The sequence below is a fragment of the Dactylosporangium maewongense genome (genome assembly GCF_039531485.1).
Lineage (GTDB): Bacteria > Actinomycetota > Actinomycetes > Mycobacteriales > Micromonosporaceae > Dactylosporangium > Dactylosporangium maewongense.
The window spans coordinates 233,823-257,413 of record NZ_BAAAQD010000010.1 but is presented as its reverse complement, the minus strand read 5'-3'; the positions used below and the strand labels follow the sequence as shown (position 1 = coordinate 257,413).

Annotated in this window: 18 protein-coding genes; 5 read left to right on the top strand and 13 right to left on the bottom strand. The window is 71.5% G+C overall.

What is annotated here, in order from left to right:
* Window positions 1-258: 258 nt before the first annotated feature.
* From ABD332_RS25630 to ABD332_RS25605, 6 genes are all read right to left on the bottom strand, one after another.
* Entirely contained in the window at window positions 259-1,827 is a 1,569-nt protein-coding gene (locus ABD332_RS25630) for a glycoside hydrolase family 13 protein (protein WP_344504651.1), read from the bottom strand.
* Between the two features lie 131 nt (window positions 1,828-1,958).
* Entirely contained in the window at window positions 1,959-4,865 is a 2,907-nt protein-coding gene (locus tag ABD332_RS25625) for a CBM35 domain-containing protein (RefSeq protein WP_344504650.1), read from the bottom strand.
* A gap of 35 nt (window positions 4,866-4,900) precedes the next feature.
* Window positions 4,901-5,770, bottom strand: coding sequence for a carbohydrate ABC transporter permease (locus tag ABD332_RS25620; RefSeq protein WP_344504649.1), 870 nt, complete (start codon window positions 5,768-5,770; stop codon window positions 4,901-4,903).
* Window positions 5,770-6,693 (bottom strand): carbohydrate ABC transporter permease, encoded by a 924-nt coding sequence (locus tag ABD332_RS25615; RefSeq protein ID WP_344504648.1) that lies wholly within the window; start codon window positions 6,691-6,693, stop codon window positions 5,770-5,772. Before ABD332_RS25615 ends, ABD332_RS25620 begins: the two co-directional genes overlap by 1 nt.
* A gap of 2 nt (window positions 6,694-6,695) precedes the next feature.
* Entirely contained in the window at window positions 6,696-8,036 is a 1,341-nt protein-coding gene (locus ABD332_RS25610; protein WP_344504647.1) for an ABC transporter substrate-binding protein, read from the bottom strand.
* 268 nt (window positions 8,037-8,304) lie between these two features.
* Entirely contained in the window at window positions 8,305-9,300 is a 996-nt protein-coding gene (locus ABD332_RS25605; protein ID WP_344504645.1) for a LacI family DNA-binding transcriptional regulator, read from the bottom strand.
* Window positions 9,301-9,395: 95 nt separating this feature from the next.
* On the opposite strand from ABD332_RS25605, the gene ABD332_RS25600 reads away from it, so the two are divergent.
* The 3 genes from ABD332_RS25600 to ABD332_RS25590 all read left to right on the top strand — a co-directional run bounded on the left by ABD332_RS25600 (window position 9,396) and on the right by ABD332_RS25590 (window position 13,021).
* Window positions 9,396-10,412, top strand: coding sequence for a nitronate monooxygenase (locus tag ABD332_RS25600; protein ID WP_344504644.1), 1,017 nt, complete (start codon window positions 9,396-9,398; stop codon window positions 10,410-10,412).
* Window positions 10,409-11,383: a hypothetical protein gene (locus ABD332_RS25595; RefSeq protein ID WP_344504643.1), complete on the top strand. Its 975-nt coding sequence runs from the start codon at window positions 10,409-10,411 to the stop codon at window positions 11,381-11,383. Before ABD332_RS25600 ends, ABD332_RS25595 begins: the two co-directional genes overlap by 4 nt.
* 306 nt (window positions 11,384-11,689) lie before the next feature.
* Complete coding sequence (locus ABD332_RS25590; RefSeq protein ID WP_344504642.1) at window positions 11,690-13,021, top strand: FAD-dependent oxidoreductase; 1,332 nt, start codon at window positions 11,690-11,692, stop codon at window positions 13,019-13,021.
* Between the two features lie 42 nt (window positions 13,022-13,063).
* Here the strand turns inward: ABD332_RS25590 and ABD332_RS25585 are convergent, their stop codons facing one another.
* From ABD332_RS25585 to ABD332_RS25555, 7 genes are all read right to left on the bottom strand, one after another.
* Window positions 13,064-14,446 carry a pectate lyase gene (locus ABD332_RS25585; protein WP_344504641.1) on the bottom strand — a complete coding sequence of 461 codons (1,383 nt, stop codon included), beginning with the start codon at window positions 14,444-14,446 and terminating at the stop codon, window positions 13,064-13,066.
* Between the two features lie 142 nt (window positions 14,447-14,588).
* Window positions 14,589-14,933 carry a cupin domain-containing protein gene (locus ABD332_RS25580; protein ID WP_344504640.1) on the bottom strand — a complete coding sequence of 115 codons (345 nt, stop codon included), beginning with the start codon at window positions 14,931-14,933 and terminating at the stop codon, window positions 14,589-14,591.
* On the bottom strand, window positions 14,921-15,937 hold the full coding sequence (locus ABD332_RS25575) for a Gfo/Idh/MocA family protein (RefSeq protein ID WP_344504639.1): 1,017 nt from the start codon (window positions 15,935-15,937) through the stop codon (window positions 14,921-14,923). The genes ABD332_RS25580 and ABD332_RS25575 overlap by 13 nt, the downstream gene beginning before the upstream one ends.
* On the bottom strand, window positions 15,934-17,238 hold the full coding sequence (locus tag ABD332_RS25570; protein WP_344504638.1) for a mannitol dehydrogenase family protein: 1,305 nt from the start codon (window positions 17,236-17,238) through the stop codon (window positions 15,934-15,936). Before ABD332_RS25570 ends, ABD332_RS25575 begins: the two co-directional genes overlap by 4 nt.
* Entirely contained in the window at window positions 17,226-18,518 is a 1,293-nt protein-coding gene (locus ABD332_RS25565; RefSeq protein ID WP_344504637.1) for an enolase C-terminal domain-like protein, read from the bottom strand. The genes ABD332_RS25570 and ABD332_RS25565 overlap by 13 nt, the downstream gene beginning before the upstream one ends.
* Window positions 18,515-19,936, bottom strand: coding sequence for a glucuronate isomerase (gene uxaC / locus ABD332_RS25560; RefSeq protein WP_344504636.1), 1,422 nt, complete (start codon window positions 19,934-19,936; stop codon window positions 18,515-18,517). Before uxaC ends, ABD332_RS25565 begins: the two co-directional genes overlap by 4 nt.
* Window positions 19,929-21,134, bottom strand: a complete 1,206-nt coding sequence (locus ABD332_RS25555; protein ID WP_344504635.1) for a Gfo/Idh/MocA family protein — start codon at window positions 21,132-21,134, stop codon at window positions 19,929-19,931. The genes uxaC and ABD332_RS25555 overlap by 8 nt, the downstream gene beginning before the upstream one ends.
* Window positions 21,135-21,280: 146 nt before the next feature.
* Between ABD332_RS25555 and ABD332_RS25550 the strand changes: the two genes are divergently transcribed.
* Both ABD332_RS25550 and ABD332_RS25545 read left to right on the top strand, forming a co-directional pair.
* The gene (locus ABD332_RS25550) at window positions 21,281-22,261 is read left to right on the top strand and encodes a LacI family DNA-binding transcriptional regulator (RefSeq protein ID WP_344504634.1); all 981 of its coding nucleotides are present in this window, start codon (window positions 21,281-21,283) and stop codon (window positions 22,259-22,261) included.
* Between the two features lie 82 nt (window positions 22,262-22,343).
* Window positions 22,344-23,591, top strand: a complete 1,248-nt coding sequence (locus ABD332_RS25545) for an ABC transporter substrate-binding protein (RefSeq protein WP_425552285.1) — start codon at window positions 22,344-22,346, stop codon at window positions 23,589-23,591.

The following is a 23,591-nucleotide window of genomic DNA, read 5'->3' as shown; positions in this document are numbered from 1 at the left end:
CGTCGCGGAAGTAGCCGGGCCGACGCACGACGAGCTGCGGCAGCTGCGCTCCTGGCCGACCGTCCTACGGGCGCCACCGGTGCGGCGGCGCCCGCCAAGGTCACCGCCGCGCGACGGCGCACGTCCAGGTCACCCCCGCGCGCCGGCGACGCCGGGAAGCGTCACACCCGCGCGGCGGCGACGCCGGGAAGCGTCACAGCCGCGCGGCGGCGACATCGGGAAGCGTCACAGCCGCGCGGCGGCGGCCGTCAGGAAGGGTCACAGTCGCAGCCAGACCGACGTGTCCGGGGGCAGCAGGTCGCCGTCGAGGGGGCCGCTGGCGAGCAGGACCGTGCCGGGTGGCAGCGGCGCCGGGGTCTGGGAGAGGTTGACGACGCAGGCGAAGCCGCCCTCGCGGGTGAAGGCGAGCACGTCCGCCGGGGCGTCCAGCCACGCCATCGGGCCGTCGCCGAGGCCGGGCTCCGCGCGCCGGACGGCGAGGGCCCGCCGGTACAGGCTGAGCATCGACGACGGGTCGGACGACTGCCGCTCGACGGTGTACGCGGCCCAGCCGGCGGGCTGCGGGAGCCAGCCGGGCGCGGCCGGTGGGGACGACCACGGCAGCGGGACGCGGCAGCCGTCGCGGCCCGGGTCGGCGCCGCCGGTGCGGGCGAAGATCGGGTCCTGGCGGGCCGCGGCCGGCAGGTCCTCGACCTCGGGCAGGCCGAGCTCCTCGCCCTGGTAGACGTAGACGGAGCCGGGCAGCGCCAGGGTGAGCAGCGCGGCGGCGCGGGCCCGGCGGGTGCCGAGGGCCAGGTCGGTCGGGGCGAGGTGCCGGGTCTGCCGCAGGTGGTGCTCGAAGCCGGTCTCGGCCCGGCCGTAGCGGGTCACGTGGCGGGTCACGTCGTGGTTGGACAGCACCCAGGTGGCGGGCGCGCCGACGGCGGCGTGCGCGTCGAGGGTCTCGTCGACGCAGCGGCGCAGCGCCTTGCCGTCCCACGGGCAGCCGAGGAAGTCGAAGTTGAACGCGGCGTGCAGCTCGTCCGGGCGCAGGTACTGCGCGAAGCGGTGCGGGTCGGCGAGCCAGACCTCGCCGATGAGGGCGCGGCCGCCGGGGTAGCTGTCGGCGACGCGGCGCCAGGCGCGGTAGATGTCGTGGATCTCGTCGCGGTCGTTCCACGGGTGCGGGTCCGGCGGCGACGCGGGGTCGAAGTCGGGCAGCGCCGGGTCCTTGGCGACCATCGCGGCGGAGTCGATGCGGATGCCGTCGACGCCGCGGTCGAACCAGAACCGCAGGATGTCCTCGAACTCCTCGCGGACGATCGGGTTGTCCCAGTTGAAGTCGGGCTGGCCGGCGTCGAACATGTGCAGGTACCACTGCCCGTCGGCGACCTGCGTCCAGGCGGGCCCGCCGAAGATGGAGCCCCAGTCATTCGGGGGCAGGTCACCCCGGCCGTCGCGGAACCAGAAGCGGTCCCGGTAGGACGGGTCCACGAGTGCCCGCTGGAACCAGGCGTGCGCGACGGACGTGTGGTTGGGCACGACGTCGATGATGATCCGGATGCCGAGGGCGTGCGCCTCACCGATCAGCGCCGTGGCCTCGTCCAGGGTGCCGAACGCCGGGTCGATGTCACGGTAGTCCGCGACGTCGTAGCCGGCGTCCGCCATCGGGGACGGGAACCACGGGCTGAACCAGATCGCGTCGACCCCCAGGTCCCGCAGATACCCGAGGCGGGCCCGGACCCCGGCCAGGTCGCCCACGCCGTCGCCGTTGTGGTCGGCGAAGGACCGGGGGTAGATCTGGTAGATGGCCGCGTCGCGCCACCATCGGGTGTCTGCTGTGGACACTGGAGGTCCCCGCTTTCTCTTGTCGGTTGATCGGTTTGCTTGTAGTGCGGCGCGGCAGCGTCGCATGGGGGGCTCCGGGGTGGGCCCCCCGGCCGGCCTGCGGCGCTGCCGCACCGAAGCTGGTGACTGCGTTAGAAGCCGGAGTTTCCGGGGCCACGCACGAGCGTGTAGCCGGTGTTGTTCAGGAGGCCGCCCGAGGCGGCGCCGGACACCGTGACGTAGTTGAAGGTCGCGCTGCCCGCCGCCGAGATCTCGATGCCGTACGTGCCGGCGCCGGCGATCCTGACGTGGTCGAACGTGATGCCCGAGATGGTGCGCTGCCACGTCATGAGCAGGCCCTGGTAGGAGCTGTCGAGGATGTCGACGTCCTTGACGGTGAACGTTCCCGTGATGTCGCGGGCCTCGGCGTAGAACCACAGGGCGCCGATCGAGGAGCCCCAGTTGCGCTCGTACCCGCCGGTGCGCGTCAGCGTGTTGCGCTGCACGCTCGTGGTGCCGGCGAACGGCTGCGCGCCGTGCCACGTGCTGACCGCGATGCCGGAGGAGGCGTAGACCGTGTCGGAGAACAGGTTGTCCTCGATCCGGTTGCCGTTGCCACCGTAGATGGCGGCGGTGTTGGCGAGCATCGGCAGCTGCGCGGTGTTGAACGTGAACGCGCTGTTGGTGACCGGGGCGCTGTTGGACCACATGGCGAGCGCGTCGTCGCCGGTGTTGCGCAGGACGCTCTGGTCGACGCGGGTGTTGCGCAGGTCCCCGTTGAGGTTGACGCCGTCGGCGAACGTGTCACGGATGCGCAGCCCGGCGACGTACAGGCCGTCGGTGCCGCTGGACGCCCACAGGCCGACCTTCGTGTGCTCGATCCACAGGTTGTGCAGCAGCGAGCCGGTGCCGAAGTTGCCTTCCAGGGCCGCGTCGAAGTTGGTGTCGTCGCGGTACCGGACGTCCCCGGCGATCGTGAAGTCGGCGAGCTGGACACGCGGCCCGGTGGCGAAGAAGCCGCCCTTGCCGTTCGCGCCGCGGACCGTGGTGTGCCACATGCCGGCGCCGCGGACGGTGACGTTCTCGACGTTGATCCGGGACGTGATGTCCCAGGTGCCGGCCGGCAGCCACAGCGTCCTGCCCTGCGACCTGGCCGCGGCGACCGCCGAGTTGAACGCGCCGGTGTCGTCGCCGCCGCCGGAGACCGCGCCGTAGTCCACGATGGACAGCGAGTTCGACGGCGCGGCCAGCGCCGGCGCGACGACCTCGGTGTCGACGAGGTCGACCGTGATCGGGGTGACGCCGTCGTTCTGCAGCTTCAGCACGGTGCCGGCCGGGTAGCTGGGCAGCGTGGTGCGGAACTCGTCGAAGAAGCGGTGCGCCTCCCCGCCCGCGGGGTTGTTGTTGTACGGGTAGGCGCCGTACACCCAGCTGTAGGTGGAGCTGACCGGCAGGTCCTTGACCTTCGCGCCGCCGGCGTAGACGGCGAGGTTGGCGCTGGTGCCGGTCCCGGCCGCGTTGTCGGGCACCGACGCCCGCACGACCAGGGAGTTGGTCGGCTTCGTCAGCGTGAACTGCACGTACTTGCCGGCGTTGTCGAGGCGGACCGCCCGGCGGCCGGACGCCTCCGCGGCGACGGTCAGATAGGCACGGTCGGGGCCGAGCACAACCCCGTTGCCGCTGCCGTTCTCCGCCTCGTACTCGGTGTACGCGACGGTCGCGCCGCGCGCGGCGAGGGCGGTCGAGCCGGCGACGGCGACGTTGTCGAGGGCGACGTTGCCGGAGTCGCCGCTGTCGTACTGGTAGCCGATCAGGTTGAGACCGGCCCGCAGCGGCAGGGTCTGCGCCGCGGTGAGCCAGCCGCTGCCTGCGGTCAGCGAGATCTGGCCGACCTTCACGCCGTTGGCGTAGGTGGACAGCGTCTTCGTGCCGCCGGTGCTGTTGGTGTACCGGAGGGTGGTGGCCGCGTTGCCGGCGTCGGTGACGTTGACGGTACGGATGACCCGGGCACCCACGGCGGTGAAGCCCGTCGCGTAGCCGGTGCCGGTGTACCCGCCGATCGAGGTCGCCGTGGTGGCTCCGCCGGACAGGAACGCGGTCTCCAGCTCCGCCCCGCCGGACGCCGGTGGGGTGGACGTCGACGGGGTCGGCGACGTGGCGACGCTCGCCACGACGAGGTTGTCGAGGTTGACGTTGCCGGAGTCGGTGCCGTCGAAGCGGTACGCGACGCTGTTGGTCCCGTTGTTCAGGGTCACCGTGTCGGCTCGGGTGCCCCAAATGTCCCAGTTGGCGGTCGCGGGCAGCGAGACCTGGGTGAGACGGGAGCCGTTGACGTACAGGGAGAGCGTCATCGCCGACCCTGTGCCGTTGGCGTAGCGCAGGGTCAGCGACGACGAGCCCGCACCGGACCGGCTGACGCTGAAGGTGGTCGCGGCGCTGCCTTTGTTGCCGTCTGTGTAGCCGCCGACGAACCCGGTGCCGGAGTATCCACTGTGGTCGGTCGCGACGGTCGTGCCGCCGGACAGGGCCGCCGACTCGGCCTCGTAGGTGCCGGCCGGCGGCGCCGGGATGTCGGCGACGACGAGACTGTCGAGGTTGACGTTGCCGGAGTCGGTGCTGTCGAACCGGTACGCGACGGAGTTGGTGCCGTTGTTCAGCGACACCGTGTCGACGCGGGTGCCCCAGCTGTCCCAGTTGGCGGTCGCGTTGAGGCTCACCTGGGTGACGCGGGTGCCGTTGACGTACAGCGACAGGGTCTTGGCGGAGCCCGTGCCGTTGGCGTAGCGGAGGGTGAGCGTGCGCTGCGCCGTACCGGAGACGCCGACGCTGAACGTGGTGCGGGCGTTGCCCTGGTTGCCGTCGACATAGCCGGCCACGAACCCGGAGCCGGTGTATCCACTGTGGTCGGTCGCGACGGCCGCGCCGCCGCTGAGGGTGGCGGACTCGGCCTGGTAGGTGGTGGTGGCGGCCTCGGCACGCATCGTGGCGGCGAGGGTGATGGAGGCTGCCGCGACCAGGGTGGCGGCCCCGATCGCGAGCAGGCGGGATCGTCGGAGCATCGAACCGATCTCCTTGTGGTGAGGGGTGTGTTATTTCAGCCTTTGAGCGCGCCCGCGGACAGGCCGCTCAAGATGCTGCGTTGGAAGACGGCGAACACGACCACCATCGGGATGCTGGCGATGGCCAGGCCGGCGAACATCTCGTTGGGGGTCACGTAGCCGTTGAACGCCAGCCGGCTCAGCGCGACGCTGATCGTCTGGCTGCCGGGGTCCTGCAGCACCAGCAGCGGCCACAGGAAGTCCTTCCAGGCGCCGATGACCGCGAAGATCGAGACCACGGCGAGGACCGGGCGGGACAGTGGCAGCACCACGTGCCAGAGCATGCGCAGCCGCCCGGCGCCGTCGATGCCGGCGGAGTCGAGCAGCTCGTCGGGGATCTGGTCGAAGAAGCGCTTCAGGACGTAGATGTTGAACGCGTTGGCCGCGCCGGGCAGCCACAGCGCCCACGGGGTGTTGAGCAGGTTGACGTGCAGCAGCGGCACGTCGGCGACGGTCAGGTAGCTCGGCACGAGCAGCGCCGCCGCCGGCAGCATCAGGCTCGCCAGCATCCCGCCGAGGATCAGCTTGCCGAAGCGCGGGCGCAGCTTCGACAGCGCGTACGCGGCGGCGACGTCGACGATCAGCTGGAAGAGCCAGCCGCCGAGCGCGTAGAACGCCGTGTTGAGCAGGTAGCGGCCGATGTCGAGCTTCCGCCACGCGTCGAGGTACGTCTCCGGGTGCCAGCTGTGCGGGACGACCGTCGGCACCGGCTGGGCCAGCTCCACCGGCGTCTTCACGGCGCCGGTGACCATCCAGTACAGCGGGAACACGAACACCACGACGAACAGCACCGCGAGGGAGAGCAGCACGACCCGGTACAGCACCGGGTGGCGGCGCAGCTCGCTGTCGGAGACGAGAGAACGCATCAGGACTTCCGGGTGAGTCGCAGGTACACGGCGGAGAACGCGCCCAGCACGACGAACAGCAGCACGCTCATCGCGGCGGCCATGCCGAAGTCGTTGTTGACGGTGAACGCGTAGCGGTAGATGAGCACCATCACCGTGATGGAGTCGGGGTTGGTGGTGCCCGTCAGCTGGTAGGGCTCGATGAACACCTGCATCGTCGCGACGATCTGCAGCAGGAGCAGGACCAGCAGGAGGAAGCGCATCTGCGGCAGGGTCACGTGCCGGATCCGTTTCCAGACGCCGGCGCCGTCGAGCTCCGCGGCCTCGTAGAGATCGCCCGGGATGCTGGCGAGGCCGGCGAGGTACATGATGGTCGCGCCGCCCATGTTGGCCCAGGTGCTCACCAGTACCAGCGACACCATCACCATCCGGGGTGACTGCGTCCATCCGGAGGTGGGCAGGTGCAGCGCCGACAGGGCGGCGTTGAACAGCCCGTTGCCGGGGTCGTAGAAGTACTGCCACAGGATGACCGTGACGATCGGGGGCAGCATCACCGGCAGGTAGACGGCGAAGCGGAAGAACCCCTTCAGGTGGCGCAGCTCGTGGACGACGATCGCCACCGCGAACGGGACCAGGTAGCCGAACACCAGCGCCAGGGCGGTGAAGAACAGCGTGTTCTTCCACGCGGTCCAGAACAGCGGGTCGTCGAGCACGGCCTGGAAGTTGCTCAGGCCGACCCACTCCGGCTCGGTGACGAAGTTGTCCTGCTGGAAGGCGAGGATGATGCCCTTGATGAGCGGCCACCAGCTGAACAGGCCGAAGCAGAGCAGACCCGCCGCCAGGAACGTGTACGCGGTGGCGTTGTCGGCGATCCTGCGCTTGATCCGCCCGTCCCGCGCCTTGTTCACAGGCGGCGCGGGACGGACCGGGGTGATCGTCGCCATCGTTACTTGACTGTCGCCAGGATCTGGTTGGCCTGGGTCTCGGCGTCCTTGAGCAGCTGGTCGATGTTGGCGTTCGGGTCGGTGAGGACCTTCAGCATCGCGGTGTCGAGCACGGCGTAGAGCTGCTGCGCGTTCGGCGGCTCGACCTTCAGCGGGACGCCGGAGCTGGCCGCGTTGAACGGCTTGTAGTTCGCGGCCGGGACGTTGGCGTACTTGGTGTTGGCGGCGATGAGCTTCTGCTCCGACGCGCCGGTCCAGATGTTGGGCTCCGGGATGCCGACCGGCTGGTTCTTCTCCTTGTCGAGGGCCTTGTCGGCGTCGACCCGGTCGGGGTCGAGCTTGCGGAACGCGAGCCATTGCAGGCCGGCCTTGATCTTCGCGGGCGAGAGGCCGGCCTTGAACATGTAGCCGTCGCCGCCGCCGAGGGTGGCCTTGCCGTCGGGGATGACGCCGAGGCCGTAGTCCTCGTACTTGCCCTTGTACTGGTTGACGATGTTGGGCAGGTCGCCGGTGCCGCCGATCATCATGCCGAGCTTGCCGGAGGCCATGTGGGTCAGCAGGTCGGCGTACTCGAGGGCCTGCTTCTCGGCCATCGACTTGTCCGTGAACCGCATGTCCTTGAGCTGCTGCAGCACCTGCTTGCCCTGGGCGTTGTTGAAGCCGGCCTTCCAGGTCTCGCCGTCCTTGACCGCGACGTCGCCGCCGACGGAGTACAGCTCGGCGGTGAAGTGCCAGCCGCCGGTGTTGTTCTTGCTGAAGTCGCCGTAGCCGGTGATGCCGTTGCCGAGCGCGGTGATCTTCCTGGCGGCCTCGCGGACGTCGGCCCAGGTCGCCGGCGGCTTGTCGGGGTCGAGCCCGGCCTGCTGGAACAGGGTGCGGTTGTAGATCAGGCCGAGGGAGTAGTTGGCCGACGGGAGCCCGTACACCTTGCCCTTGGCGTCGCTGAAGACCTGCATCAGGACGGGGCGGACGTCCTTGATCGCCGGCACCTCGCCCAGGTACGGCGTGATGTCGGAGACCTGCTTCTTCGCGATGAGGTTCTGCGGGTCGGTGAAGTAGACGTAGAAGACGTCCTCGAGCTGGCCACCGGCGAGCTTGGCGCTGAACGTCTTCGGGTCCATCTGACCCTCTTTGGCGTCGATCTTGATGTTGGGGTGCTTCGCCTCGAAGTCCTTGACGTCCTTCTCGAAGTTGGCCCGGTTGTACTCGTCGGTGGCGGCGGGCATGCCGTTGACGGTGATCGTCACCGGCCCGCCGGCCGCCTCCGTCTCGTCCGACTTGTCACCGCATGCAGTCAAAAATAGTGATGCTGCCAGGGCGGCGGCTATGGCGACGCGCTTCATGGTGCCTCTCTCTCCACGAGCGGGCGGCGGGCCCGAGGGGGTGTGGCTGCTCGCTCACGACGCGCTGGCGGCGCACGTGCGACGCGACGCGCTGGCGGCGCGCTCGCTCGCGATGCGCTCACGACGTGTGAGGTCCGCGCCGTTGTCACCGGCGCGTGGAGACGAGAGTAGGGCCATGGACATCAGAAAGTCCATAGCTTCTTGCAATCCAATGCAAGAACTCGCCACTTCGCTTGCGTAGTCTTGCAAATGTAGCTGTTCCCGCAGGTCAGACCCGGTTTTTCACCGGCCCGGTGGAGTCGCGGACGATGAGCTCCGGGTCGTAGAGCTGCTCGTCGAGGGCGACCTTGCGCCCGTCGATCTGGGCCACCAGCGACGTGACCGCGGCCGCGCCGATCGTCTCGATCGGCTGGCGCAGGGTGGTCAGCGGCGGGTCGGTGTAGGCCATGTACGCCGAGTCGTCGAACCCGATCACCGACAGGTCGGCGGGCACGTCCAGGCCCTGCTTGCGGGCCGCGCGGATGGCGCCGAGCGCCAGGGCGTCGCTGGCGCACACGACCGCGGTCGCATCCTGCGCGAGCAGGCCGTTCGTGGCCGCCTGACCACCCTCCATCGAGAACATCGTGCGGGCGACCAGCTTGCGCGACGGGCCCTTCACCCGGGCCAGGAACTCGGCGACCTTCCGGTCCGACGGCACGTGCCCGCCGGGCCCGACGACCAGGCCGATCCGCTGGTGGCCGAGGCTCTGCAGGTGACTCAGGGCCAGGTCGACGGCCATCGCGTCGTCGACGCCGACCCGCGGCACGTCCCGGTTCTCGTCCGCGGGGTTGATCAGCACCAGCGGCAGCTTGCGCTTCCGCAGCGCCTCGGCCTGCTCGGGCCCGGCGTCGGCGTAGCTCGCGGCGACGAACACGATGCCCGCGACCTGCCTGGCCAGCAGCATCTCGATGTAGTGCGCCTCGGAGACGCCGTCGGAGGTCCGGGTGCACAGCACCGGCACCAGACCTTGCCGGAACAGCGCGCCGGCCATCGCCTCCGCGTAAGCGGGGAAGATCGGGTTGTGCAAGTCGGGCAGCACCATGCCGACCAGCCGGGCCATCTCGCTGCGGTGCCGGAACGGCCGCTGGTAGCCCATCACGTCCAGCGCGGTCAGCACGGAATCCCTGGTCGCGGCGGCGATCCCGGGCCTGTCGTGCAGCACCCGGCTGACCGTCGCCTCGCTCACGCCGGCGTACTTCGCGACCTTCGACAGTCTCGTGACCACGCCAGCAGTCTAACCAACGGTCATGCAAAAACACCATCCGCTCTTGCAACGACTTGCACAACTGAGGGTAGTCACGAAAGTTGTTACATTGGCACGTGACCTCGATTCCCGGGCCGGTCCTCGCCGCGCCGATGGCCGGCGGCGCCGGCACCCCCGCACTGCTCGCCGCGTGCGGCGGCGGGTTCCTCGCCGCCGGCTACCTGACCCCCGCGGCCCTGGCGTCGCGGATCGCCTCCGTCCGGGCTGCCGTCCGGGCTGGCGGCGGCTGGTTCGGCGTCAACCTCTTCGCCCCGCCCGAGGGTCCCGTCGGGGACCTGGCGGCGTATGCGGACGAGCTGGCGCCGGAGTTCGCCGTGTACGACCTGGCGCCCGCGGTGCCGGCCGGCGCCGACGACGACCACTGGGCGGAGAAGCTCGACCTGCTGCTGACCGACCCGGTCCCGGCGGTCAGCTTCACGTTCGGCATCCCGTCGCCGTCCACGGTGGCCGCACTGCGCCGCGCCGGCACGCTCGTCCTGCAGACCGTCACCACCCCGCCGGAGGCCGCCGCGGCCGCGGCGGCGGGCGTCGACGCGCTCGTGGTGCAGGCGCCCGCGGCGGGCGGCCACTCGGCGACCCTGTCCCCGTCGGCGCCGCCAACGGGGCCGGTGCCGCTGCCCGACCTGGTCGCGGCGGTCCGGGCCGCCGTGCCCCTGCCGGTCGTCGCCGCCGGCGGCATCGCGACCTCCGCGGACGTCGCCGCCGCCCTGCACGCGGGCGCCACCGCCACCATGGTCGGCACGGCCCTGCTGCGCACCGACGAGGCCGGCACCTCCGCCCCGCACCGGGCCGCCCTGGAGTCGGCCTCCGGGTGGCCGGCGCACGGCACGGTGGTGACCCGCGCGTTCACGGGCCGGCCGGCGCGGGCGCTGCGCAACGGCTTCATCGACCGGCACGACGCGACCGCGCCCCTCGGCTACCCGCAGGTCCACCACCTGACCGCCCCGCTGCGCAGGGCCGCCGCCGCGGCCGGCGACACGGACCGCGTGCACCTGTGGGCCGGCACCGGGCACCGCCAGGCGGCCACCGGCCCCGCCGCCGCCGTCATCGCCACCCTGACGGCGTCGCTGTGACCGCGCCCGACTCCCCCGTCCCCACCTGGCACGACGGTCCGCCGGCCGCGGCACTCGACGCACTGGGTGTCGCCGATGACGAGCGGGGCGTGGTCCACGGCGCCGCTGAGGTCCGCGAGCGGTTCGCCTGGCACGACGAGTACCACGACGGCAGTCCGCACCCCACGTGGCTGGTCGCTGCCATCGCTGTCGGCGACGGGACCCGCCTCGTGTGGGATCCTTCCGCGGACCTGCCCGACGGCGAATACAGCGTCGGCACGGTGGTGCCACCGCGGCGGCTCGCGGCGGTCACCGGCTGGCTCGCCGGCGTGTGGCCCGCCACCGCATCGGTGCGCGTCCTGTCCGACACCGGCGACGGTGTTGCAGGCGACGGCGGTGTCCTGGCCGTCGTCACCGACCCCGCCGAGCTCGACGCGCTGCGCCGGGAGACCACCACCGGCCGGTACACCGGCGGCATCTGCCGCTGCCTCGGCAACCTCACCCTGACCCTGCACGACGCCGGCGGCGCGCTGCTCGGCACGGCCCGCCTGCACGGCCACGGCAGCGTCGCCTGGGAGGCGGAGCGCTTCCACAACCATCTCGACGTCGCCGACCCGACCGCATTGCGGCTGCGGCTCGTCGGGTGGGGCGTGCCCGGGCAGCTCTCGGGCTTCTTCATGGCCCTGGCGTTCAAGCTCGACCTGGTGCCGGAGGAGACCGGACCCGACGACCCGGCGCCACCGGCCGGGGCGACGCTGACCGAGATCCTGGACTGGCTCGGTGCCCTGCCCGTGCCGATCCCGGCGTTCGGCCCCGGCGGCGAGACAGGCCGGCGGCTGCTTGCCGCCTACCCCGCCGAGGAGATCATGGCCGCGGTCGCCGGGGATCCGCCGCCGCACCGGATGCTCGGCGCGATGAACTGGGCGCTGGCCCAGCCCGACGACCGTCCCATGGCCCGCCTCCTCGCCCCGGCCCTGCGCCGGCTGCTCTGACCGCACCGCAGGCGCGGCGGGTCCCGGTCCGCACCGGAGGGCCCGCCGCTGGTCCCGGCCCGCATCGGAGGCGCGCGGTGAGTTCGGGTCCCCGACGGATGCTCTCGGTGGTCAGGTGCGCGACAGGCGGGCGGCGAACGTGCAGCGTACGGGCTGATACATGGTCGTGAGCGCGGCCACTGTCCCGTTGCGGACGGTGACGAAGGCTTCCGTGGATGGAATCGCCGTGGCTACGGTGAGCGCACAGCCAACCACACATCTCCGGAGGATCCCTTGTCACCCAAGGACCGGTCCGGTCATGCCGTCGTGCTCGGAGCAAGTATGGCCGGGCTGCTCGCCGCGCGTGTCCTGAGCGAATCATTTGCGAACGTCACCATTTTTGACCGCGACACCCTGCCCGCCGGCGCCGCCGGCCGCAAGGGCGTGCCGCAGGGCGAGCACTCGCACGGGCTCCTGGCCAGGGGCCGGCAGGTGCTCGAGGAGCTCTTCCCCGGCATCGTCACCGAGCTGACCGCCGAGGGCGCGATCCCGGTCGACCTCATGCGCGACTGCGTGTGGGTCACCGGCGACCGGCCGATGCCCCGGGTCGCGTCGGGGCTGGCCGGGCTGTGCGTGAGCCGGCCGCTGATCGAGGCCGGGGTCCGCCGCCGGGTCCGCGCCCTGCCCAACGTCGTGATCCTCGACGGGCACGAGGCGACCGGCCTGCTCTTCGACGGCCGGAAGGTCACCGGCGCGAAGGTCCTGCCGGCCGGCGGCAGCGAGCACGACATCGCCGCGGACCTCGTCGTCGACGCGACCGGGCGCGGCAACCGCGGCCCGACGTGGCTCGCCGCGCTCGGGTTCGAGCGGCCCGCCGAGGAGCGGGTCGACCCCCTCACGGTCTACGTGTCCCGCGACTACCGCCGGGTCCCCGGCCGGGAGGACTTCGCGGCCGTCGTCAACTCCCCCAACGCCGGCCGCCCGTTCGGCGCGGTCGCGATCGCCGCGGACGGCGACCGGTGGATGGTGACGCTGCTCGGTGTCGGCGCGGGCCAGGCGCCGCCGACCGACCCCGACGCCTACGCGGAGTTCACCGCGAAGCTGGCCGACCCGCGGGTGCACGAGCTGCTCAGCACGGCCGAGCCGCTCGGCCCGCCGCTGCGGATGCGGCTGCCGGCGAGCGTGCGGCGGCGGTACGAGCGGATGGACAGCCTCCCGGACGGCTTCGTCGCGATCGGCGACGCCATCTGCGCCTTCAACCCCGCTTACGGGCAGGGCATGACCGTCGCGGCCGCGGAGGCCATCGAGCTGCGCGACGCGCTGCGGGCCGGCCGGGCGGGGCTGCCGCGCCGGTTCTACGCGAAGGCGGCGAAGGTCGTCGACGTGCCGTGGGACATCGCCGTCGGCGCGGACCTCGCCAACCCGGAGGTCCAGGGCGAGCGGACCGGCAAGACCCGGTTCCTCAACGCGTACGTGGCGAAGATCCAGACCGCGTCGGGCCGCAGCGCTGCGGTCGGGCGCCGGTTCCTGCAGGTGGCGAACCTGATGCAGGCGCCGCCGGCCCTGTTCGCCCCGGGCATCGTCGCGCGGGCCCTGTGGTTCGGACGCAAACGACCGGCCGCGGTACAGGTGCCGCAGCGGCAGAAGGTCTCCGCATAACCAGACGGAGGGGCCCCCGCACGGGGCCCCTCCGCCGACCGGTCACGCCCAGATGATGTCGGTGTCCGGGTTGTACAGGCAGTTGGTGCTGTCCGGGCCGCTGCCGATGTGGCTCGGCTCGCTGCCCTTCGGCACGCCCTTGTACTTGTCGCAGATGATCGTCTTGTGGGAGCTGTCGCCCACCACCGTGATGCGGCTGAAGCGCGCGGTGTCGCCCCAGTTGGTGTTGATGCCGGCGATCACCTTCGTGGACTTCACGATGATGTCGCTGACCACGACGTTGCGCTGGTAGGAGTTCGTGCAGTTGCCGCAGGCGCGGTACAGCTTGCCGGCGTTCTCGACGTAGAAGCCGGAGATGTTGACCGTGCCGTTGCCGTTGTGCTGGAACACCTTGTCGCTGGCCGACTTCGCGCCGCCGCCGATCACGTAACTGGTGCCGCCGCCCGTGCCGAGGAACGTCGCGGCGTCCTCGCCCACGTCCTCCCACCACACGTTCTGGATCGTGCACGTGCCGAGGCAGTGGATGCCGTCACCGGCCGGCGCGCCGATGATCACGTTCTTGATGGTCGCGCCGTTGGCCAGCTCGAACATCGGGTCCTGGCTCTCGCTCTGCCCGCCGTCACCGATGCAGCAGTACCGCTTCATCCCACCGTCGAGCGTGCCCGACACCGGGATGGTGCCGCTGACGCTCGCGTCGCCGGTCTTCGTCGGCCAGCCGCTGCTGGGCGGCGGCGGGGACGACGACGTCGGCGGGGTGTCGGAGACCGTCGGAACGGGCGTGGTGGGGCTGTTGCTGGTTCCAGGTCCGGCGGCGTCGGTCACCGTCACGTCGTCGAAGGACGCCGACGCGTAGCCGGTCTGCACACCGATCCGGCCGGTCGCCGCCACCGAGCTGGTGCCGGTGGCGATGGTGGCGCCGTCGACCTTGCCGGTGATGCTGCTGCCCGAGACGGTGATGCCGAGGGTGTACCAGCTGCCGGTGCTGACCGTGCGGCTGGCGGAGCCGAGGACCGTGACCGAGCCGCTGTTGACGGCCTGCAGCTGCACCGAGTTGCCGGGCAGCAGCGCCAGCCGGTAGAAGGTCGTCGAGCTCTTCGCGCGGGCGAGCAGCCCGACGAACCCGTTCGACGCCAGGGACTGCGGCTTCACCCGGGCGGTGACCGTGTAGTTGGTCCACGAGGTGCTGCCGGCGAAGTTGCGGGCGTTCTCGCTGCCCGCGCTGCTCTGCTGCATCGCGCCGTCGACGACCGACCAGGTGCCGCCGGACTTCGACCAGTCGTTGGTGTTTCCGTCAGCGAACGTGTCGCTGAACAGCGTCGCGGCGAACGCGACCTGCATGCTGATCGCGGCGACGGCGGTGAAGGCGGCGACACCGGCGGCCAGGATCGGCCACCGGCGGCGCCGGTGCTTGCGGGATGGTTCCATGCGATGCCTCCGGAAAGGAGATCGGTGGGGGCGTCGCGTGCACGGGGTGTACGGCTCTGTGGGCGGACTGGGCGGGTCAGCCGATGCGCGCTGTACGGAACGCTCAGGAAAGCGCCTTCCTAGTAGCAACGTAGACCGACACCTATGCCTGGTCAAGGCTCCCGAGGTGCATCCACGTGAAAACCAGGGGAACGTCGCCGTCGCTGACGAGGTGGTGGTCCTCGCCGGGCGGGATGATGAGCAGGTCACCGGCGCGGAACGTGTCCGCCCGCGCGCCGTCGATCTCGACGTGGCCGCTGCCCTGCACGATGGTGAAGATCTCGGGGACGTCGTGGGTGTGCCGGTCGGACTCGGCGTGGGTGCGGTGCCCGGCGTCGTCGTAGCGGCTGATGCCGCCGCGGATGACGGGACCCCAGCCGGCGCCGATCGCGGCGAGGGTGGCGGGGGTCCCGCCGTCGGGCAGGTCGGCGACGGTCAGCTTGCGCATGGCAGGTCTCCTACTTCACTGAGCAGTGCGTGCCGCGCGGCGGCGGCGCGCACGAGGTCGGCGATGCCGGGCAGGGCGACGCCGTCGTCGTGGGCCACGCCGGCGAGCGGCACGGGGTCGGGTGCGGCCATGATCTGTTCGGCGAGGGTCGTGAAGGGCAGGGTCCGCGACAGCGGCGCCAGCAAGGGGTCGCCGGAGAGCAGGTTCTCCAGCAGCGACACCCTGCCCGGCAGGACGGCGCCGTCGAGGCGGTCCTCCGGGTACACCACGTGGGCGGTGCCCCGGGTGCCGGTGACGGTGATGTCGCCGGCGATGAACTCGGTCGAGGCGAGGGTGACCGCGACCGTCACGACGGGCCCTTCCGCGGGGGTGAGCCGCAGCGCGGCGGTGTCCTCGACCTCGATGTCCCTGCTGCGGAAGCGTTCCAGCTCCAGGGTCCACGGTGGACGGACGCCGCCGATGGCGAGGGCCTGCATGAGCGCGTGCGCGAACGGGTTCACGAGGGCCCCGTCGACGGCGCGCCGGCCGGACCACGGTGAACGCGTCCAGTACGACAGCGGCCGCCACCACGCGCCGGCGACCGCGATGTGCCTCAGCTCGCCGAGGTCCAGCGCCGCGAGCGCGGGCAGGGTCGGCGAGCCGAGCGCCTGGAACCCGACCTGGCAGCGCCGCCCGGTCGCGGCGAGCGCCGCGGACAGCCGCTCGTGCGCGGCGACGTCGAGGACCGGCGGCTTCTCCAGCAGCAGGTCCGCGCCGGCGTGCACGGCGTCCAGCGCGATCCCCAGGTGGGTGTGCGGCGGGGTGCAGATGACGACGTAGTCCGGCTTGTGCTCGGCGAGGAGCAGCCGGTGGTCGTCGTACACGGGAAGCTCCTCGCCGAACATCGGCTGGACCTCGCCGAGGGCGACGAGACGGACCCGGTCACCGAGCGCCGCGATGTTCTGCCGGTGCCGCCGCCCGTGGCCGGACGCCCCGATGAGCGCGATCGTCGGGGTGGCGCTCACAGCGCCGCCAGGGTGGCCGCGGCGCCGTGCCGCTCCAGGTCGCGCAGCCACCGCTCGATCTCGGCGCGCAGCGGCGCGTCGTCGGCGAGCCCCGGGGACAGCATGGTGAGCCGCTGCTCCGTGGACGCACCCCGCAGCCGGTCGGCCAAGGGGTCGTTGAGGGGCAGCTCGGTGCCGTCGTCGGCGCGGCCGCCGACGAACCGGATCCAGGCGGCGAGGACGAGCGCGGCGTACACCGGCACCTCCCCCGCGGCGCGCCGGTCGGCGACGGTGCCGAGCAGGCGTTGCGGGAGCTTCTGGCTGCCGTCCCCGGCGACCTGCAGCGTGCGGTAGCGCAGCGCGCTGTTGGCGAAGCGGCCGAGGACCTGCTGCCCGTACTCGTGAACGGGCAGCGACAGCGTCGGCGCGATGTCGGACTCGATGAACGCCTCCATCGCCGCGCGGTAGCCGGGCAGCGCGAGGGCGGCGTCGATGGTCTGCGCGCCGGCGAGGACGCCCAGGTATGCCAGGGCGGAGTGCACGCTGTTGAGCGCCCGGAGCTTGCGCAGCTCGTAGGGTGCGGTGTCGGTGGTGAGGGTGACGCCGGCGAGCTCCAGCGCGGGCCGCCCGCCCGGGAAGTCGTCCTGCACGACCCACTCCCGGAACGGTTCGGCGGCGATGGCGGCCTCGTCCCTGGCACCGATGAGGGACTCCACCGTCGCCAGGGTCTCCGGTGTACTGGCCGGCACGATCCGGTCGACCATCGTGCCCGGGAAGCTCAGCAGCTCCATGACGTCGGGGTCCTGCAGCGCGTCGCCGACGAGGCCGCGCAGCAGCTCGCCGTTGCCGTTGAGGTTGTCGCAGCTGACCAGCGCCAGCGGAGTCTCCCGCAGCCGCAGCCCCCGCACCAGCAGGTCGAGCACGGCGGAGCCGGGCGCGTAGGCCTTCTCGGTGACGGTGAACGTGACGACCTTGATCGCCGGGTCGGCGATGCGGCCGAGGACGGCACCCGGCTCGGACCCGGCGTGCAGCACGCTGTCGAACGCGCCGACCACCCGGGCGCTCGCGTCCGGCCCGTCGACGGTGAGCACGCTGTACAGCATGTCCTGCGCGCGCAGCGCCTCCAGGACGTTCCGGGAGCTGGGCGCGACGCCGACGATCCCCCAGTCGCCGCCGCCCTTGGCGATCGCGTCCTCGATGTACACCGCCTGGTGCGCCCGGTGGAACGCGCCGAGCCCGAAGTGGAGGATGCCGGCGCCCACGTCGCCGGGCCGCACGAGCGGCTCGACCTTCAGGGGCATCGAGAGGCTCAGGCGCGCCATGCCGGCCCGTCCGGGAAGGAGAACTCGGCGATCGACTCGGGGCGCAGCTCGACGCTGTACCCGGGGTTGACCGGCAGCCGGTAGCGGCCGTCGACGACGGTGACCGGGTCGGTGAAGTGCTCGTGCAGGTGGTCGACGTACTCCACCATCCGGCCCTCCATGCTGCCGGTGATCCGCAGGTAGTCGAAGAACGCGAGGTGCTGCACGTATTCGCACAGCCCGACGCCGCCGGCGTGCGGGCAGACCGGCACACCGAACTTCGCCGCCATGAGCAGCTCGGCGAGGACCTCGCCGACGCCGGCGACCCGGCACGCGTCGATCTGCATGACGCGGATCGCGTCGGCCTGCAGCAGCTGCTTGAAGATGACCCGGTTGGCGGCGACCTCGCCGGTCGCGACGCGGCACCGGCCGCCGGTGATCCCGTCGAGGGCCCGCTGGATGCGGGCGTGGCCGAGGACGTCGTCGGCGTGGGTCGGCTCCTCCATCCAGTACGGGTCGACCTCGGCGAGCCGGCCGAGGTTGGCGATCGCCTCGTCGACGTCCCACACCTGGTTGGCGTCGAGCATGAGCAGCGCGTCGGGGCCGATCTCGGACCGGATGATCCGGGCGCGGCGCACGTCGTCGTCGATGGCGCCGCCGACCTTCATCTTCACCGCGGTCCAGCCGTCGGCGACGGCCTGCCGGGTCAGCGCGCGGACCTTGTCGTCCGGGTAGCCGAGCCAGCCGACCGACGTCGTGTAGGAGGGCAGGCCGGCGGCGCGCGCGTGGGCGAGGCGCTCCTCGTACTCCGGCAGGCCCTTGTCGAGGATGGCGGCGGCCTCGTCGCGGGTGAGGGCGTCGGTGATGTGCTGGAAGTCCACGGCGGCGAGGAGGTCCGCGGTCGGCAGCTCGGCCAGCAGCTGCCACAGGGGCTTGCCGGCGAGGCGGGCCCGCAGGTCCCACACGGCGTTGAGGACGGCGCCGGCGGCGAGGGCGATGACGCCCTTCTCCGGGCCGAGCCAGCGCAGCTGCACGTCGGCGGTGAGGGTGCGGGACCCCTCGGCGGTGCACAGCTCCTCGACGGTGTGGCCGACGACGTGGTGCTCGAGGGCCCGCACGGCGGCGCAGGTGATCTCGTTGCCGCGGCCGTTGGTGAACGTGAGCCCGGTGCCGGTGACGCCTTCGGCGGTGGTGAGCTCGACGTAGGTGGCGGAGTAGTCGCCCCGGTTGATCGCGTCGGACCCGTCACCCGCCGCGGCGGTGGGGAACCTGACGTCGTGGACGGTCAACCCGGTGATCATCGAACTCCTCCGACGGTGCGCGCGTAGACGCGTTTGGGCAGGTGGTAGGCGAGGTCAGCGATCGTCTCGGCGGCCTCGTCCAGGGGCAGGCGGTGCTCGGCGACGAGCCTCGCCAGGAACCCGGCGTCGACGCGGCGTGCCACGTCGTGCCGGACGGGGATGGAGCAGAACGCGCGGGTGTCGTCGACGAACCCGGCGGTGTTGGCGAAGCCGGCCGTCTCGGTGACCGTCTCCCGGAAGCGGCGCAGCCCTTCGGGGCTGTCCAGGAACCACCAGGGCGCGCCGAGGAACACCGCGGAGTAGCCGCCGGCGAGCGGCGCGAGCTCCCTCGTGAACACCGTCTCGTCCAGCGTGTACAGCACGACCCGGAAGCGCGGGTCATTGCCGAACGCGTCCAGCAGCGGCTTCAGCGACCGCACGTACTCCGTCGGCGAGGGGATGTCACCGCCGACGTCGCGGCCGTGCCGGGCGAACAGGGCGGTGTTGTGGTTGCGGACCGCGCCCGGGTGCAGCTGCATGACGAGGCCGTCCTCGACGGACATCCGCGCGAACTCGACGAGCATGTGCGCGCGGAAGCGCTCGGCGTCGCGGCTGTCGGCCTTGCCGGTGAGGGCTTTGTTGAACAACGCGGCGGCGTGCGCAACCGGTAGCGCCAGGGTCGCCGCGGTCGGGTGGCCATGGTCGCTGGAGGTGGCGCCGGCCGCGATGAACGCCTGCCGCCGCTCCCGCAGCCGCTCCAGGAACTGCGGGAACGTGGTCACGCCGAGCTGCTCGATCCGGCCGGCCCAGCCGGGCCACTCGAAGTCGACGACGTCGTCGGGGCGGAACGTGGTGATGACCCGCCCGCCCGGCCCGCCCCAGCCGTCGGCCTCGAGCTTGGCGTGCGCGGTGAGGTCCGACAGCGGCGACTCGGTGGTGGCGAGGACCTCGAGGTTGAACCGCTCGAACAGCGCCCGCGGCCGGAACGCGGGGTCGGCGAGACGCTCGGACAGCAGGTCGTAGACGAGGTCGGCGGTGTCGACGCGCAGCGGCACGGTGACGCCGAAGACGTCGCAGAGGACCCGTTCGGTCCACAGCCGCGACGGGGTGCCGCGGAACAGGTGCCAGTTGGCGGCGAGGAGCCGCCAGATGGTGCGCCCGTCGGTCTGGGTGGGGCTGCCGTCGACGGTCGGCACGCCGAGCTCGTGCGGGGCGATGCCCTGGCTGGCGAGCATCCGGGTCACGTAGTGGTCGGGCACGACGATGAGCCTGGCCGGGTCGGGGAACGGCCGGTCGTCGGCGATGATCGCCGGGTCGACGTGGCCGTGCGGGCTGATGAGCGGGAGGTCCTTCGCGTGCCGGTACAGCTCCCGCGCGATCGACCGGAGGCCGGGCTCGGCGGGCAGCAGCTGGTCGTCGTGCAGCAGCGTTTTAGTCATTGCGAATCCTGACGGGCAGTCCGAGGGCGATGGACTCGTTGGCGGCCAGGCCGATGCGCAGCGCGCGGGCGCCGTCCTCGGCCTCGGCTGCGGCGACGCCGCTCGGTGGGCCCGCACCGAGCAGGTCGGCGAGCATGCGGGCGTCGCCGCCGCCGTGGCCCTCCCGCTCGTAAGGGATCGGGATCTCGCGCGGCTCGCTCCAATGTGGATGGACGCGCAGCGTGGCCCGGCCCGGCTCGTCGCCCTTGATGAGCCCGGTGGCCCCGGCCGCGACGTGGTCGCTCTCGACCACCTCCAGCTCGAGGCGGCCCTTGCTGCCGTTGAACATCACCCGGTAGCCCTCCCAGGGGGCGTAGGCGGTCAGGTGATAGGTCATCGTGGCGCCGCGCGCGTAGCGGACGAGGACGGCGAGGTCGTCCTCGATGGTGACGCCCGGCGCGAAGACGTCCTGGTCGCGTTGGTATCCGTCGCTGGTGCCGGTGTACAGCTCGTCGCGGTGCGGGTCGCTGCCGAGCGCGAACCGGTCCCGGGGCGCGCCGGCGCCGGCGCCGGCCTCGCCGTAGAAGAACAGCCGGCCCTGCGCGTAGACCTCGGCGGGCTCGTCGTCGAGCCACCAGTTGACCAGGTCGAAGTGGTGCCCGGACTTGTGCACGAGCAGGCCGCCGGAGTTGGCCTTGTCGCGGTGCCAGCGGCGGAAGTAGTCGGCGCCGTGCCGCACGTCGAGCAGCCACTCGAAGTGCACGGATCCGACCTCGCCGATCTCGCCCGACGCGATCAGTCGCTTGAAAGTTTCATGGAGTGGGTTGTACCGGTAGTTGAAGGTCACCCGGACGCGGCGGCCCGTTCGCCGCACCGCGTCGAGGATTCTGGCGCAGCGCTGCGCGTCGACCGTCATCGGCTTCTCGGTGAGCACGTCGCAGCCGGACTCCAGAGCGGCCACGATGTACTCGTCGTGGACCCGGTCCACGGTGGTGACGATCGCGACGTCGACCTTCTCCTCGTGCAGCATGCGGCGGAACTCGGTGGCTGGGTAGGTGGGGACCGGCGCCGGCAGCCGCGCGTTGTGCACGGCGAGGCGGTGCGGCTCCGGATCGGCGAGCGCGACGAGCGCGCAGGTGTCGCGATGCGGCCCGGTGAGTGCGCGCGTGAACATCTCAGCGCGCGATCCGGTGCCGACGATCGCGTAGCGGGTGTGCATCGGTTGTCGCTCCCTGGAACTGCTGCAGGCGACTGCAAAGGGTTGCAGCGATACTGTGCTCCACCGCCGCACGTCGGGTCAATACCCCTGGATTTTCTGCATTCACAGGCGTTGACATGGCAGCAACCGTTTGCATTAATGACTCCGTGCCCGCCACTATTCGAGATGTAGCCCGCGCCTCCGGCGTCCATGTCTCCACCGTGTCGCGCACGTTCTCAGCACCGCATCTGGTCAACCCCGACACCCGGAGCAGGGTGCTGTCCACCGCGGAGAGCCTCGGCTACCGGCCCAACCGTGCGGCCCGCGCGCTCATCACCGGGCGGACGCACAACATCGGCCTGATCGTCGCCGACATCGCCAACCCGTTCTTCCCACCACTGATCAAGGCGGCGGAGTCGCAGGCCCGGCAGCGGGACTACCACCTCTTCGTCGCCGACACCAACGAGGACCCGGTCATGGAGGAGCAGCTCGTCCAGGCCCTCGCCAAGCAGGTCGACGGCGTGCTGCTGTGCAGCCCGCGCATGAGCAACGACCTGATCGAGAAGCTGCGCCGCGAGGTGCCGCTGGTCGTGGTGAACCGGGCCGTCGACGGGCTCCCCGCGGTGGTGATGGACGTGTCGAACGGCGCGAAGGCCGCGATCGAGCACCTCGTCGGTCTCGGCCACACCGACCTCGCCCTGCTCGGCGGGCCGCGTGGCTCATGGACCAACCGGGAGATCCGGCGCTCCGCGACGGCCGCGGCGAAGGCCGCCGGGGCCAACCTGAACGTGCTCGGACCGCACCAACCGACCGAGGCCGCCGGCGCCGCCGCGTGCGACGCCGTGCTGGCCACCGGAGCGACCGCCGTGCTGGCCTACAACGACCTCATGGCGATCGGACTGCTCGAAGCCCTCCACGACCGGGGCGTCAGCGTCCCGGGTGAGCTCAGCGTCGTCGGCATCGACGACATCTCGCTCAGCCGTCTGATCCGCCCCAAGCTGACCACGGTCTCCACCCCGACCGCGGCCGCCGGGCGGGCGGCCGTCGACATGCTCCTGCAGCACGACGACGAACGCCGCACGAACGCGCTGGTGACGCTCCAGACGGAGCTCATCGTGCGCGACTCGACCGGGCCCAACCCACATTGATCCCGAGACTTCCACCGTCAGGGAGTGACACCCCATGTCCGGAACACCCCGCCGTAGACTTCTGGCAACCGCCGTCGCAGCCGTGTTGCTCGCTCCGCTCGCCGCCTGCGGCGACGAGGGCGGCGAGGCACCAGCGGTCGACTCGACCAAGCCCGTCGAGCTGAGCATCTTCTGGTGGGGCGGCGACGCCCGTGCCAAGCTCACCGAAGAGGCGCTCGCGCTCTACACGAAGAAGCACCCCAACGTCACGTTCAAGAAGACGTGGCAGGCCAACCAGGGGTACTTCGACAAGCTCGCCACCCTCACCGCGGGCAACGACGCACCCGACATCTTCCAGATCGACGACAACTTCCTCACCGAGTACGCGTCGCGCAACGTCACGCTGGACCTGACGTCGTACCAGAAGTCGAACAAGCTCGACACGTCGAAGTTCCCCGAGAGCCTGTGGAAGTACGGCGTCGTGGACGGCAAGCTCGCCGGCGTCGCGTTCGGCGAGAACACGCAGGGCCTGGTGTTCAACAAGACCAAGCTCGCCGCGGCGAACCAGCCGCTGCCGACCACCGGCATGACGTGGGAGGCGTTCGTCGACTGGGCCGCGACGGCGACCACGGCCACGAAGGTCCCCGGCACGCAGGACCCGAGCGCGGACTACAAGGCGTTCTGGATCTGGCTGCGCCAGCAGAACAAGGACCTGTACAAGGACAAGGAGCTCGGCTTCACGGCGCAGGACGTGACCGCCTGGTTCGACCTGTGGAAGGGCGCCCGGGACCGCAAGGCCACGCCGACCGCCGACGTGATCCGCGAGGGCAACGCCACAGACATCACCAAGCAACTCGTCGTGACCGGGAAAGCGCTTACCTCCTGGGTGTGGGTGAACCAGCTGCCCGAGCTTCAGAAGAACACGAAGGACGAGCTCGGCGTCGTGGCGTACCCCGGCGACCCCAAGGCGCAGTGGGCCCGCGCGGCGCTCTACTTCTCCGTCTACCGGGGCAGTGACAAGAAGGACGTGGCGGTCGACGTCATCAACTTCCTCGCCAACGACCCGGAGGTCGGCAAGGTCCTCGGCACCGACCGCGGCCTGCCGCCGAACCTCGACATCCGCGCCTCGGTGCTGGGCACCGTCACCGACGCGTCGATGAAGACCTCCATCGAGGTGGAGAACACGCTCGGCAAGACGTTCGGGCCCTCGCCGCAGGTCCCGCTGAAGGGGCACAGCACGCTGCGCTCCGAGCTCATCAAGGCCGCCGAGTCGGTGCAGGCCGGCAAGGCCACCCCCGCGCAGGCCGCCGAGGCCTTCATCACGGCCGCGAAGTCCGCGATCTCGAAGTGA

Coding starts and splice junctions, on each gene's coding strand:
- uxaC (WP_344504636.1), bottom strand. CDS start 19,936: ATGACTAAAACGCTGCTGCACGACGACCAGCTGCTGCCCGCCGAGCCC.
- ABD332_RS25585 (WP_344504641.1), bottom strand. CDS start 14,446: ATGGAACCATCCCGCAAGCACCGGCGCCGCCGGTGGCCGATCCTGGCC.
- ABD332_RS25625 (WP_344504650.1), bottom strand. CDS start 4,865: ATGCTCCGACGATCCCGCCTGCTCGCGATCGGGGCCGCCACCCTGGTC.
- ABD332_RS25610 (WP_344504647.1), bottom strand. CDS start 8,036: ATGAAGCGCGTCGCCATAGCCGCCGCCCTGGCAGCATCACTATTTTTG.
- ABD332_RS25620 (WP_344504649.1), bottom strand. CDS start 5,770: ATGCGTTCTCTCGTCTCCGACAGCGAGCTGCGCCGCCACCCGGTGCTG.
- ABD332_RS25570 (WP_344504638.1), bottom strand. CDS start 17,238: ATGGCGCGCCTGAGCCTCTCGATGCCCCTGAAGGTCGAGCCGCTCGTG.
- ABD332_RS25615 (WP_344504648.1), bottom strand. CDS start 6,693: ATGGCGACGATCACCCCGGTCCGTCCCGCGCCGCCTGTGAACAAGGCG.
- ABD332_RS25565 (WP_344504637.1), bottom strand. CDS start 18,518: ATGATCACCGGGTTGACCGTCCACGACGTCAGGTTCCCCACCGCCGCG.
- ABD332_RS25555 (WP_344504635.1), bottom strand. CDS start 21,134: ATGCACACCCGCTACGCGATCGTCGGCACCGGATCGCGCGCTGAGATG.
- ABD332_RS25580 (WP_344504640.1), bottom strand. CDS start 14,933: ATGCGCAAGCTGACCGTCGCCGACCTGCCCGACGGCGGGACCCCCGCC.